Source organism: Chryseolinea serpens, assembly GCF_900129725.1.
GTDB classification, from domain to species: domain Bacteria; phylum Bacteroidota; class Bacteroidia; order Cytophagales; family Cyclobacteriaceae; genus Chryseolinea; species Chryseolinea serpens.
Map to the genome: position 1 here is coordinate 707,927 of NZ_FQWQ01000005.1, position 15,048 is coordinate 722,974.

Below are 15,048 nucleotides of genomic sequence, written 5' to 3' on the forward strand. Positions count from 1 at the left end.
TTAGGCATGAATCATGCCGCCGCCATCGTGCTGCTGTTGCTGTGTAGCACGGTAGCGTTTTCGCAACCCCAGGTCACCACCAAGTCAAAGAAGGCCTACGAACTCTATGTACAGGCCGATAATTTTCGCGTGCGCGGGCAATTCGAAGAGGCCATCAACCTGTTGCAACAGGCCCTCGACAAAGACGACAAATTTGTGGAAGCGTATTTCCGTCTGGGCGTCACCTATGCGAACATGAAGGAAAACCCCAAGGCCATCGGGACCTATGAGAAAGGCCTTTCCCTCACCAACGACCTGCGGCTTCAAAAACTTTTCTGGTACGAGCTCGGCGAACTCTACTTGCTCACCGGCGACTACGAAAAAGCCATGAAGGTCCTCAGCGCTTTCGTGAATAACGAAAACCAGAGCAAGCCCCGGATCGACCGGGCCACCGTGTTGTTCAGGAGCGCCGAATTTGCTTTGAAAAACAAAAACGACACGTCGGCCTACCATCAGCGGCCGCTGAGCGATACCGTTAACTGCTTCGTGCTCCAATATTTCCCGGCCCTAACGGCCGATCAAAAACAATTGATCTTCACGCGCCGTGCAACCAACGATCCCAACGACACCGAAGACCTTGTGGTGAGTAAAAAAGATGAACGCGGTCGCTGGACGACGCCGGTGTCCATTTCCAAAAATATCAATACCCGCCTCAACGAAGGGACCTGCACCATCTCTGCCGATGGGCGTAAACTAATTTTCACTTCGTGCGCAGGCCGCGACGGCATCGGCAGCTGCGACCTTTATGAAAGCCGCAAGATCGGCGAGGATTGGACGGTGCCCACCAACCTCGGTCGCAACGTGAACAGCGCCGAATGGGAATCACAACCCTCCCTCTCCGCCGACGGCCGCACCCTATATTTTGTATCCGACCGCCGCGCTGGCCTGGGCCGCAGAGACATCTGGATCTCTACCCTGGGCGATGATGGCAAATGGATGAAAGCCGTCAACGCGGGCAAATCCATAAACTCCCAGTACGACGAGATGTCCCCTTTCATCCACGCCAACAACCGGACACTTTTCTTCGCCTCTAACGGCTTGCCTGGCTTTGGAGGGTATGATATTTTTTTCGTGGAAAAGGATTCGTCACAATGGTCGGCCCCGAGAAATTTCGGCGCGCCGCTGAACGACCACGATGATCAGTACTCCTTATTCATCACCGCCGACGGTAAGAAAGGATACTACGCACACGAGGAAGACCTGCCCAACGGCCACTCCCGGAGCAAGATCTATGAGATCGACATCCCCGCCGAGAACCAAATGAAGTATCGCAGCAACTACGTGCGGGGCATCATCCGCGACAAAGACGATCAACATCCCCTGGCGGCAAACGTGGAATTGATCAACATTGGCAGCAACGCGATCGAGTCGCTGGTGGAGTCAGATTCGATAAACGGGGAGTACCTGATGGTGCTCACGCAAGGGGCCAACTATGCGCTCTATATCAACAAAGTCGGCTATCTCTTCAAGAGTTATAATTTCAACTATTCCGAGGTCCGGGATTTCCAGCCCATCGTTGTCAACATCGACCTGGAGAAAGTGAAGGAGGGCTCCGTCGCCGTTCTCAACAACATTTTCTTCGATGTAGACAAGTATGACCTGCAAGACCGATCCACCCCGGAGCTGCAAAAGATCGTTCGCTTTCTGAATGAGAACCCTGGCATCCGGGTACAGATCAGCGGCCACACCGACAATTCCGGCGCTGCGGACTATAACCGTCAACTTTCTGAAAAGCGGGCGCTCTCGGTTTATAATTATCTGATCAAATCTGGCGTCGATAAAAAACGCCTTACTACGAAAGGTTTCGGACCAGATAAGCCTGTGGCCACCAACGACACGGATGAGGGGAGACAGCAGAACCGGAGGATCGAGTTCAGGATTGTCAAGTAGAATTTTTTTTAGGGGAGGGTCACCCAACGGGAGTACTGCGGTCGTGTTCCCCCGATGTTACCCCAAAGTTTCCAAAATCGCTTTATTTGAGGGTTTTAGGGCAATCTTTACCCATTCTTTATTTGGAGTTTCATTCCAAAACAACCCATTTGTAGGGATAAAGTAGTGAAAATAAGTACCCCATACTAAGGTACGTTAGTTTTACGATTTAAGATTTTGTTATAAGTTTGAACGCTCAACTCCTGAAAAGAGAGTTGGGCGACAAATTCATTAACCTAAACCTTAGTTATGAGGAAATTTCTACTAATCTGCTTCACAGCGGTGTTTGCATTCGCGTTTAGCGAATCGCAGGCACAGGAACGCACCGTAACGGGACGAGTCACATCCAAAGAGGATGGCTCCGGACTCCCCGGTGTGAATGTGGTGATTAAAGGCACCACGAATGGAACCGTTACAGACGCCAACGGTAACTACTCGCTCTCCGTACCAGGCCCTGATGCGGTCATCACGTTCACTTTTATTGGATTATTAACACAAGAAACTGCGCTGGCTGGACGCTCATCGGTAGATGTTCAAATGGAGCAGGACGTGACCCAGCTTACAGAAATCGTTGTGGTGGGTTATGGTACGCAAGATAAGCGCACGCTTACTTCGTCCATCTCGTCTGTAAAGGGCGAAGATATTGCCCTTATGCCCGTGGCCAGCTTTGATCAGGCTTTGAATGGTAAGGCTTCCGGTGTCCAGGTTAGTGTGGGCAGTGGCTTGTTGGGTCAAGCACCCCGTATCCGTATCCGTGGAACTAACTCCATCACTTCCGGTGCCGATCCACTGGTTGTTATCGACGGTGTTCCCATGCTCGACGGTAATCCCAGTGGCGTAGCAGAAAGCAACGCGCTGGGTGACATCAACCCTTCGGACATTGAATCATACCAAGTGTTAAAAGATGGTGCGGCGACGGCCATCTACGGTTCCCGCGGCGCGAACGGCGTTATTCTTATTACCACCAAAAGTGGAAAAGCAGGGAAAGTGAAAATCAATTATGACTTTCAAGCCGGTGTGAACAGCACAGCCCGTCGCTTTAAAATGTTGGATGCCGATCAATTCATCGCTATCAGCAACGAAAAATTTGCTACCTCCGGTCAATTCACTCCCCAAGCCCTCCCGGGTCCTAACAATGTTAACACAGACTGGCAGGACGTCATTTTTAGAAATGGTGCATTTCAGAACCACAATCTTAATATCAGCGGTGGTAGCGACCAGGTGTCGTACTACTTTTCTGGTGGTTACATGAAGCAAGATGGTGCTATCGTAAACAACTCGCTGGATCGTTACACCATGCGTGCCAATATCGACTACCACGGAGTGGAATGGTTGTCGGCAGGTATGAAGCTGGCCGTTACGCGCCAGGTCAACAACGGTTTGAACACTGGAAACAGCGCGCTATCCGGCAACGTGGCCGGTGCATTAGCGGCATTCCCGAACGTACCGGTTTATGACGCCAACAATCCATTGGGTTACAACATTTCTCCAGACAATACCAAATTGGGCAGAGGCAACAACCTTCAGGATATTGCTTCCGGCTACACGAACGTGAAGTATGTATTGGATCACAACAAACAGGAAGCTGACAACTATCGCGTTCTTTCCAACGGCTACCTGCAGGCCAATTTGATGGAAGGTCTGAACATCAAAACACAATTGGGTGTAGATATTTTGGATAACTCCGACTTCCTTACGTGGGACCCTTTCCACGGCGATGGTGGTGGATCTTCAAAAGGTATTCTGTATCGCGCCTCCAACCGTAATCTGCGCTGGAACTGGCAAAATACCATCAACTTTAAACGCACGATTGCTGAAAATCACAACATTGCGGTTACCGTGGGTAACGAGTTTCAGAAAACTACCTTCCGCAGTTTCTATGGACAAGGCACAACCTTCTCCGACCCCAGCTTCCTTAAATATGATCTGATCACCGGAACGTTCAACAAACAAGAGTCGGGTGGAGATTATTATGAAACCGGATTTAGTTCTTATTTCGGACGCCTCAACTACGATTTCAAAAGCAAATACTTGTTAAGCTTCTCGGTGCGGAACGATGCCATTTCGTCGTTGCCGAAAGCTAACCGCCAGGGAACCTTCTTCGCAGGATCCGTAGGATGGGACGTTGCGCGCGAAAGCTTTTTCAATATAGAGGGCATCAGCCAATTGAAAGTGCGTGGAAGCTGGGCGCAAGTGGGCAATACTTCTATTGACCCCTTCTCGTATGTGGGTATCTATGGTCCTCAACTTTATGGATCCCAATCGGGTCTGGCTTTCTCTCAGGCCGGTAACTCCAGCTTGCAGTGGGAGCAAAGTGAGAAGCTCGATGTGGGTGCCGATATTGGATTGCTCAACAATCGGCTTTCGGTCGGTTTAGACTACTATCAGAATGACATTTCCAAGATGATTTTGGATGCACCGACATCGCCAGCGGCAGGTATCCCCAACAACACCATTTCAAAGAACATAGGAGAGATGGTGAATAAGGGTTTCGAAGTAACCATCAGCAGCGATAACCTGAAAGGCAGAAGCTTAACCTGGAACACAACGTTGACCCTTACTTCAAACAAGAACAAGATCAATGCTTTGGTAAACGGTAAGGACATTGTCGATACCTATACGATCAACCGGGTTGGTCAGCCCATCAGTGCCATCTATGGATTTAGCTATGCCGGTGTAAACCCGGCCAACGGCAACCCCCTGTACAACGTCGTGCGTGGTGGTCAGAACGTTGTCATTCAAGGTAACATTGACGATGCCTCGTACTATTTGTACAATGCTGCCTCCCCTTCGGAAGTATCGCAGAAGACGGATGCACTCAGTGCCAACACCGACAAAGTAATCCTGGGGAATCCTGCTCCTAAAGTTTACGGTGGTCTGAGCAACTCGCTCAAATGGAAAAATTTTGATTTTGATTTGCTGTTGACCTATTCCGCGGGCAACAAAATCATGAACGTAACACGCCAGTCGAATTTGGATATGGTGTTCCGCAACAACAGCACGGAGATACTCGATCGTTGGACGCTTAACCACACCAACACAGATGTTCCCCGCCTGAGTTACAACAACGGTAACTTCGTTAATCAAACCGGCAACTCGATCAGTCGTTTTGTGGAGAATGGCGATTTTATTCGGGTGCAGAACATTTCGCTGGGCTATAGCCTTCCTAAAAATGTGTTGAGCTCGTTCGCAAAAGGTGCTATCTCCAATGTGCGCATCTACGCCCAGGTAAGAAATGCTTATGTATTCACGAAGTACAAAGGCGCAGACCCCGAACTAAACTATGTTACCAACGGCGATACCAAGGTGAATAGCCGTGCAGGGGTAGACTACAACACTAACCCGTTGATGCGGACAGTTACATTTGGTCTTAGCGTAGGTCTTTAATAGAACTTGAAAATATTCTGAATATGAAAAAGAGTCCATTTATTTTATACATCACGGCGATGTTGGTGTTCGTAGCGACAAGCTGCGATGTTACCGATCTGAAGCCGGTAAACTCCATGTCAGAGGATCTTGCCTATAGCACTCCGGCGAACATCGAGTTGTCATGCGTTGGCGTTTATGACGCTGCACAGTCCGGTTTTTATAACCGGGACGAAACAAACGACCGCGGCTATATTTTCGGTGCCGCCCACATTCAACAAGGCGATATGCGCGGTGAGGACATGTTGCTCATCAACACGTTCTACTCCTTCACCTATCAGGCTACTCAAAGCACAACCACGGCCAATAATGTGAACTATTGGGAAAACGGGTTCCGGATCATCAACCTCGCCAACCTGTTCATGGAAGGCGTTCGCGGTGCGGCCGAAAAAGGGATCATCTCCACGGAAGTAGCCGAAGCCTATGAAGGCGAGGCACGCGTGTTGAGGGCTATCACCTACCACACGATGATCATTCACTTTGCTCGTCCTTACCGAGATGGCAACGGCGACAAACCAGGTCTTCCTATTTTCGAAAAGGGACACAACAGTTCGGCCACAGCAGATGAGTCAAATCAAACGCACCGCAGCACAGTAGCCGAAGTGTACAAGTTCATTTTGGATGATCTTACTTATGCAGAAGCCAAATTGCCTGAGAATAACGCTGCCCACCACGTGACACGCGCTGAAAAAGGTGCGGCTATTGCCATGAAGACTCGTGTCTACTTGCACATGGGCGATTGGGCTAACGTTATTGCGGAAGCCAATAAAATCGTGTCTACCGGTGCGCCCTTCACCAGTCCTGTTGGTGGATATAAATTGACCACGTCCGTAGAGGGCCCTTGGGCCGACAATCGTAGTTCGGAATGCATGTTGTCTATGGAAATGAGTGCCGTGGACGATTTGAATACAAACGCAGCCTTGGCGCGCATGGGCGGAAGTCCTACGTTGGGTGCCCGCGGCGAATATGCCATCAGTCCCATCATCTGGAACCAAAACTTCTGGCATAAAGACGACCTGAGAAGAACGCTGTTGGTAAGAGACAACGGAGCTCGTTATTACACACACAAATTCAGAGACTACGAGCAATGGAAAGATTTTGCTCCCATCATCCGCTATGCTGAAGTGCTCCTGAATGCAGCGGAAGCCGAAGCTCGTCAGAATGGAAAAGCACAACGGGCGTTGGATCTGTTGAATGCGATCCGCGACCGTGCAAAGGCAGGTGCCATGGCATCATATACCATGGGTGATTTTGCAACGGCAAAGGATCTTGTTCAGGGTATTCTTAATGAAAGAAGGATAGAATTGCTCGCAGAAGGTTCGCGCTGGTCGGATATCCACCGCAATGGTGTGGATCCTGATTTCAAAGAAGCCGGTGGTGGCATCCCCGCCAAAATGATCTCTTCAGATGTGACCTCGTTTGCCGCCTATACGATCGGCACACTGCCCACATCGTTTGGCGTTAAGGCCATTCCCTATGATGATTTCAGATATTTGTGGCCTATTCCCACTTCCGAAGTATCGATTAACCCGACGCTTGCGGCTGAACAAAACCCTGGATTCTAAAAAAGCATTAGCATGAAAAAACTATTAAGCATATTTTCCTTGAGCTTGCTCCTTTTGATTGCAAGCTGTAGAGACGAATCCTATGGGCCGACCACCTATGAGTATGCCACCATCGATACGTCTGATATTCCCGAGAGCGTAACGGAAGATTCCGACGAAACGGTTACGATTCCGGTTCTGTACGGCGGTACATTGTCCAATGCAACTGCGTTCACTATAAATTATAAGATCGAAGGCGGTACTTATGGTGCAGACTACGTCGTAGTAGGCGGATCTTCCGCAACGGGATCGGTATCCATTCCCGCAGGCACAACTGGTGATAAAGCCATCGGCCTGATCGAGATCGTGCCGGTTGCAGACTTGAAGAAGGAGCCGAACGTGGAATTGACCATCACCTTGGTGGATGCCTCGAATGGCCTGAGCCTCGGTTTCCCGGGCGCAAAGTCATATACTTTCACGGTTGAAGATGACGACTGCGATTATGTTGAAGCGAATTTCATAGGCACAGCTGCCGGCAGAGAATTCTATGACGACGGCAGCACGTATCCCACGGACCCAGACGCTCCTGGCTATGATGTAGGCTTTACCTCGACGGGAACAAATGAATTTGAAATGGATAACTTCTGGGGAAGCAGCTATCACGTATCATTCACTATCGATCCAACAACATTTGTGGTGACCGTACCCGGCCAGGATATTGAGGACGGATTTCATGTCGATGGAACGGGAACCGTTTCTACCTGCGGAAAAACGATCACGATCACAATGAATATGGATGGACCGGGGTATACCGGTACCTTCAAAAACGTCTATACGTTCCCGGAATAGAAAAACTAGTACTCCTATAGAAAAGTCCCTGACCAACACCGGTCAGGGATTTTTTTTGTGATTTTGACCCACCCCAGGCGTTGCTGTAGGGTGATTCAAAGGTTAAATCAAAAGAATCCGAAACCGATTTAGCGCCGCAAACCCTATGAATACCCTCCAAACCCAAAATTCCCGAACCTTTCCTCATCTTTTCCGTAACCGGTAAAATTCGGTTTTCACAAGTCAGAATCCCCCTTTTTATGGTATTTAACACTGTTTTACACTACCTCATATAGAGGTATGCTCTTTTTGCCATGTAATATTTTGTTATAAGTTTGAACAAGTAAGTTTAGACACGCATGTCTAAACCCATAACTCATTAACCTAAACTTATAACCATGCGGAAATTTTTACTTGTATGCTTAACAGCGGTGTTCGCGCTCGCCAGTAGCGAGTTGTGGGCACAGGATCGAACGGTTTCCGGCCGGATCACCTCGCCAGAGGATGGTTCGCCACTGCCCGGTGTAAACGTTGTGCTAAAGGGGTCCACCAACGGCACGGTAACGGACGTCAATGGACAATACAGCCTTTCTGTACCTGCTTCAGGCGGTACGTTGGTGATCACCTTTATTGGTCTGAAATCACAGGAAGTTGTCATTGGCGAACGCAATACGGTGGACGTTCAAATGCAACAAGACGTGACTCAGCTCTCAGAAGTTGTAGTGTCAGCGCTTGGCATCGAGCAAAATCGCGATGAGCTGGGAACGGCTTCTTCTAATATCGGCGGTAGTGCGGTTTCAAAATCAGGTGAGGCCACGCTTATTAACGGTTTGGCGGCCAAAGCTTCCGGTGTAAATATCGTTAAGAGCAGCGGTGATCCGGGTGCTGGAGCTTACATCCAAATTCGTGGACAAAGCACGATCACGGGAAACCTTCAGCCGCTCATCATTTTGGATGGTATGCCCATTTACAACTCCCAATCCGGCATGTCTGAAACGGATGGTGGTATCGATGGTGTGGCACAGCAATCTCGTTTGAACGACTTGAACCCCGATGATATCCAGTCGGTCGAAGTATTGAAAGGCGCAAGTGCGGGTGCCCTTTGGGGAACACGTGCGGCCAATGGCGTGATCGTTATTACCACGAAAAAAGGTGCAAGCGAGAAAGGCAAAATAAATGTCTCGCTGAAATACACCCACTCCATCGACAAACTTTACATCGCCCATGATTTGACCCACAACTGGGGTTCAGGCACTTTGATGCAGTATCAAAATACACCGTCAAGTGGTGGAAGCTGGGGCGACTACATTCCCAGTCGTTCAGGAGGTGCAGATGCCTTCATAACCAATCCTGCCGATCCAGGCTATGGGGGAGTATTCCAAGCCCCTGATGGAACGAAATTCTATAGCATTGCAAATGGTACCGTCGCGAATCCGCACGGTGGAAAGAACTCCCGGGATATATTCGACTACAGGGATAACCTCTTTAAGACCGGAAGCTATAATGATTTCGGTGTGACATTGAACGGTGGCGACAAGGATGGCAATTTCTACATCAGTGTCGACAATCTGAAGCAAGATGGTATCATCAAGCGCAACAGCAATTATGATAGAACGTCGTTCCGTGTGAACACGAACAAACGGTTTAACCCATTCATAAAAATAAGCTCCAATTTTGGTTATACGAAAACCAAATCCAATCGCACGCAAATGGGATCAAATCCCTCGGGCTTGTATTTGGGCGGCTTGCGGACTTCACCCGATTTCAACAACGAATACAGTGTGGGTGACTACACCAATGCCGATGGCGTGGTATCCCTTAATCGTCAAAGAGCTTACAGAAACCCTTTGGGAGCCAGCGCAAAGTCTACCTACGACAACCCGCTGTGGATGATGGATCACAACATCAGCACTTCGGACGTGGATCGTTTTATGGGAACTTTCGAATTGGAATTGTCGCCCCTCAAATGGCTTGATGTTATTGGCCGCGGTGGTGTTGATAGTTATATCGACCGACGCTATGATTTCCTCGACCCGTTGGCGTCGCTTCAACCCGGTGGAAATCTTAGCCTCCAAACCATTAAGGAAACGCAGTTCAACGCCGACGTGTTCGGACGTGGCAAATTTACGATTGACAAAGACCTGACGTTGATTGCGCTGGTGGGGATGAACCTCAACCAAAGGCAATATGAAAGAATCGGGGGTACTGCGCAATCTTTTGTAATTGATAAGGCCCCAATTCCTTTGGACTTAACGAATGCTACGTTGGGCAATCAATTTCCTTTCAATGCATTTAATCAACAGCGCACAGCGGCTCTGTATTCGACGTTGGATTTTGCCTTTAAGAATGTGCTCTTTCTCGGTTTGACAGGCAGAGCAGAAAGTGCTTCTACATTCGGTCGTGCAACACAAAGCACGTTCTTTTATCCGGCCGCAAATCTCGCCTGGCAGTTTGGCCAGTTGCTAGATTCCAAAGTGTTGTCGTTTGGTAAATTAAGAACCAGCTATGGTCAGGTAGGTGTGCAGCCATCACCCTATAACACGGCCACCTATTATGTGCCGGGCGGTGTTGCCGACGGTTGGGGAAGCCAACTTCTTTCCTCAGCTTATGGTGGCGGCTACGTTCAGAGCACAACGCTGGGTAATGCTTCTTTGAAGCCTGAACGCAAAAGCGAACTTGAATTTGGAACAGACTTGCGTTTTTTCCAGGACAGAGTTAGCCTGAGCGGTACCTACTTTACAAACAAAACAGTCGACGCGATCCTCCAGGTATCTACGGCTCCGTCTACCGGTTTCTCAAATCAAGTGGGCAACGCAGCGGAGATCACCAACCACGGTTGGGAGTTCGATTTGGGTGCTGAAGTGATCAAAGCCGGTGACTTCTCGTGGAAGATCAGCGGTAACTGGTCGATGTATCGCAATGAAGTGACCAATCTGGCGGGCACATCCTCGCTCTTTTTGAACGGCTTTGCGGGCGCTTCGTCCCGCGCTGTACAGGGTCAGCCCCTGGGCGTGCTGTGGGGTATCGATTGGGATAAGGATGCACAGGGCAACCTTATCTTAGATGAAAGAGGATTTCCGAAAGCCGCTCCCAACGAATCCGTTATAGGCAATCCGAATCCCCAATGGAAGTCGGCCATTGGAAACACATTCTCCTTCAAAGGATTTTCACTCTATGTTTTGGTAGAGAGAACACAAGGCGGTCAGATCTGGGCTGGAACACACGGCATCATGGATAACTTTGGAAGATCAAAAGATACCGACGTCATCACAACGATCTCGGGCGCAGAAGCGGCCACCATGCCGATATGGGGCGCTGTTCCCGATAATATGGGCGGAACAAACCGCGGTAAGGTCGTGTCTGAGCGCTACGCACCGAATGCCGATGGCACCTATACTTTTAGAGGTAGTGTGAGAGATTTTGGAGGTGGAAAGAAAGTTGCACTGGATCAAGGTTGGTATACCGATCTCGGCGGTGGTTTCGGCCCGGTGGCGAGTCAATACATCAAGGATGCTACCAATACGCGCATCAGAGAAGTGACACTGGCCTACTCGTTGAACTCCGCCGCATTCAGAGCGGCAACGAAGTTGACTTCCATCGACTTCTCCATTACCGGCAGAAACTTGTTCATTACCGGTCCGGATGTGAAGTACATTGGAACCGATCCCGAAACCAATCTTACGGGTAGCTCAAATGGACGTGGCTTGGAGTACTTTAACAACCCCGCCACCCGTTCGTATTTGTTCACCATCAAGATTAATTATTGATCACTTTAGAATTCGCAGTATGAAAAAATATATAACATCATTTAAAAGGATTGCCCTGGTCGTAGCGATAGGGACCTTGATAAGCTCCTGTGAGAAATTTACGGAAGGAGTTAGCGAGTTTGATCCCACAAAACCCACTGATGCTTCCTTGAAACTAGTTGTGAACTCAGCCGAAGTTGCCTACATCTCTTACATGGAAGGTGAGCTCACGCGCATTGGAGGTATGTGGAGCGGTCAATTTACCGGTACGGATAGACAGTACGTTGCCTTGAATAACTATACGTCCACGGCACCCGACTATGATAACGCCTGGTCAGCAATTTATGCCAGCACCTTTAAAGCAATACGCATCGCAGAAGAAAAAGCTGCCGCGGTCAATAACAAGCGCGCGCTCGCCATGGCGCAGATTCTGGAAGCACATACCATCGCTACAACGACGGCTTTGTTTGGAGATATTCCTTATTCACAGGCCAACAACCTGAAGGAATACCCCAATCCCGTATTTGATAATCAGATGGATATCTATGCCTCTCTTCTGACGCTACTGGATGATGCTATTAAGAACATCGATGCAGCTCCCAATGGCACCGGCTATGACGGAGATATTTTTGGTGGAACCGACGCTATTTGGAAAGCCAGAGCCAATACGGTGAAAGCAAAACTGTATCTGCAACTCGGCGATTATGTCAATGCACAATTAGCAGCAGAAAAGGGTATTTCCGCCGGAGCCGACGAAATTGTTGCTCAGCACGGGGGAACATATCAGCAGGATTTCAATATTTTTTACTCCTTCCTGGTCTATGATCGCCCTGGCTACATGGGCGCCACAGATGCCTATGCGCCAAGAATGATTGATCCGACCAGCCCGGAAACGTTTAATCGGAACAATGCGAAAACGGATGAATCCGATCGCTTTGCATACATATACTGGGGTGATTTTGCAGATGGTTATGATTTGAATGTCTCTGGAGTGGATTACGACGATGGCAATCCCGACGGTATGTTCTCTAACCAAGCTCCTTTCGGTATCCTGACGTATCGCGACAATCAGTTGATCCTGGCAGAAGCCTTGCTGAGGCAGAACAATTTTAGCACGGCCCTGGATGAATTGAACGAATACAGAGCTTATCTCAGCGCCGGGGGCTATCTCAATCCGGATTATGTTACCGGAACAGGCCATTACCAGGACTATGATGCTGCGGATTTTGCCAATGGCGGAATGGAAAATGCAGACGGCCTCGATCAAAACGATGCCTTATACAGGGAGATCGTAGAAGAAAGATACATTTCGCTGCTCAGCTCTATGGATGTATTTATCGATATGCATCGCAAGGGATTTGGTGCGTTCGCATCGAAGCAGAACTGGCAGGTTATCGGTCTCACGCCGGTAAACGGAACGACTATCCCACAGCGATACCTGATTGCTCAGGTAGAAGTTAACTCCAATACCTCTACGCCTCGCCCTTCACCGGGCCTGTTCGATGTGTTGCAAGTCTTCAAATAGTTGAAAAAACAATTAGAATAGCAAGGGCTGCCGCAAGGCAGCCCTTCTTTGTTTAACGGCCCGTCTCTGCAAGCATTTGGTGTGTTGATCCACAGCCACCTATATTTGCACCAGAATTTGTTACAAAATGGTCTACGTCAGCCGCAAAGAACACTTCAACGCCGCCCACAAGCTCTATAATCCGAAATGGTCCCCGGAGCGGAACGTAGAGGTCTTTGGACCCTGCGCAAACGATAACTGGCATGGTCACAACTTCGAGCTCATCGTGACCGTGAAGGGCAAACCCGACCCCGACACCGGTTTTGTGGTAGACCTGAAGCAACTGAGCACCCTCATCCGGAAAGAAGTGATCGATAAACTCGACCACAAAAACCTGAACCTGGATGTCGACTTCATGACCGGGAAACTGGCCAGCTGCGAAAACCTCATCATCGAGATCTGGCGCATCTTGCACGCACACCTCCCGAGCATCACCCCGAACGGCAAACTCCACAGCCTGCGCCTTTTCGAAACGCCGCGCAATTACGTGGACTACTTTGGAGAATAAACCCGAAAGGCCGTACTTCGCCCTCCGTACCTCGTAAATTCCATATGCGCTATTACATTATTGCGGGCGAACGATCCGGTGATTTACACGGCGGCAATCTGGTAAAAGCCATACGTCAACGCGACCCACAGGCGACGTTCAAGGGCTTTGGCGGCGAATACATGCGCCAGGCAGGCGTGGAACTCACTGTTCACTACGACGCCATGGCCTTCATGGGATTCACCCAGGTGTTGATGAACCTGAACAGCATCTCCAAATTCATAAAGCAGTGCACAGCCGATATCCTGGACTTCAAACCGGATGTGGTTATTCTCATCGACTATGGCGGCTTTAACCGGCAGATTGCATCGTTCGGCAAAAAGCGTGGCATAAGGATCTTCTATTACATACCACCCAAGGTGTGGGCCTGGGGCCAATACAGGGCCCGGGGACTGAAGGCAACCGTCGACCGCATGTTTGTGATCCTGCCTTTTGAAAAAGACTTCTTCAAAAAATTTGATTGGGATGTGGACTATGTCGGCAATCCGGTTTTGGATGCCGTCAAGGCACATCGGCAAAGCGATGGGTTCCTGTCCAAATGGAGCCTGCGAGAAGATCAGCCGATCATCGCCTTGCTCCCCGGCAGCCGCAAGCAGGAATTGCAACGTCTCGTGCCGGTCATGGCCAAAGTGGCCCGTAAATTTCCGGAATATACGTTTGCCGTCGCGGCGGTTTCTAATCTTGACAAGGCTTTATATGCGCCCTTTTCTGATTTGCCGAACGTCAAGTATGTAGAGGAGCAAACCTATGATTTGCTTTCGCATGCACGGGCGGCCATCGTCACCTCTGGCACAGCGACATTGGAAACCGCCCTCTTCCGCGTGCCGCAGATCGTCGTGTATAAGCTGAGCGGTCTCAATTATCGCGTGGTCAAATGGCTCATCAAGATTCCTTTCATTTCGCTGGTCAACCTCATCGCCGGAAAAGAAGTGGTAAAAGAAATGATACAGGGCGATGCTAACGTCGACAATCTCGCGGGCGAACTAAAACAACTACTCATAGATTCGCCCCGGCGAAATGAAGTCCTGAAGGGCTACGATGAGATCATCAGAATATTAGACACCGGCTCTGCTTCTGAGAATGCTGCCAATCTGATGATTGGTTATCTGCAAAGTCGATCTAAAGATTGATCCTACTGACCATGAAGATGATGTGTTGGCATTTTGGGTGATGAGCTTCACGACGGCTTGCCATTTGAAAATGGTACTTCGGTTTTATAGAGAATGGAGGTCAACGGGCAAACATTAAGGGAGATGAGAACACCACTTTTGATTTTGTTTTGTTTGTAACCTTCTTATCCTGAAGCAAAAGATTGTATACGGTTGAGAGAGAAGATAATATTATCAAACTCATCATGGATGACCGAATGGTTGACAGTATTCATTTTTTTTTCGAATCAGTATTTTAGGTGCGTAGAGAAAGACA

At 49.2% G+C, this 15,048-nt stretch carries 8 protein-coding genes; all 8 read left to right on the top strand.

Going from position 1 to position 15,048, the window contains the following annotated elements:
- Positions 1-6 precede the first annotated feature (6 nt).
- The 8 genes from BUB30_RS31145 (at position 7) to lpxB (ending at position 14,753) form a co-directional block, all read left to right on the top strand.
- A complete protein-coding gene (locus BUB30_RS31145) occupies positions 7-1,929 on the top strand; it encodes an OmpA family protein (RefSeq protein WP_073142374.1) in 1,923 nt (640 codons plus the stop codon).
- Between the two features lie 288 nt (positions 1,930-2,217).
- Complete coding sequence (locus tag BUB30_RS31150) at positions 2,218-5,355, top strand: SusC/RagA family TonB-linked outer membrane protein (RefSeq protein WP_073142376.1); 3,138 nt, start codon at positions 2,218-2,220, stop codon at positions 5,353-5,355.
- Between the two features lie 23 nt (positions 5,356-5,378).
- Positions 5,379-6,959, top strand: coding sequence for a RagB/SusD family nutrient uptake outer membrane protein (locus BUB30_RS31155; protein WP_073142378.1), 1,581 nt, complete (start codon positions 5,379-5,381; stop codon positions 6,957-6,959).
- Positions 6,960-6,971: 12 nt separating this feature from the next.
- Positions 6,972-7,787, top strand: coding sequence for a hypothetical protein (locus BUB30_RS31160; RefSeq protein WP_073142380.1), 816 nt, complete (start codon positions 6,972-6,974; stop codon positions 7,785-7,787).
- 377 nt (positions 7,788-8,164) lie between these two features.
- Entirely contained in the window at positions 8,165-11,533 is a 3,369-nt protein-coding gene (locus tag BUB30_RS31165) for a SusC/RagA family TonB-linked outer membrane protein (protein WP_073142381.1), read from the top strand.
- A gap of 19 nt (positions 11,534-11,552) precedes the next feature.
- The gene (locus BUB30_RS31170) at positions 11,553-13,037 is read left to right on the top strand and encodes a SusD/RagB family nutrient-binding outer membrane lipoprotein (protein ID WP_073142383.1); all 1,485 of its coding nucleotides are present in this window, start codon (positions 11,553-11,555) and stop codon (positions 13,035-13,037) included.
- Between the two features lie 127 nt (positions 13,038-13,164).
- Positions 13,165-13,584, top strand: a complete 420-nt coding sequence (locus BUB30_RS31175) for a 6-pyruvoyl trahydropterin synthase family protein (RefSeq protein ID WP_073142385.1) — start codon at positions 13,165-13,167, stop codon at positions 13,582-13,584.
- A gap of 44 nt (positions 13,585-13,628) precedes the next feature.
- Positions 13,629-14,753, top strand: coding sequence for a lipid-A-disaccharide synthase (gene lpxB / locus BUB30_RS31180; protein WP_073142387.1), 1,125 nt, complete (start codon positions 13,629-13,631; stop codon positions 14,751-14,753).
- Positions 14,754-15,048 lie beyond the last annotated feature (295 nt).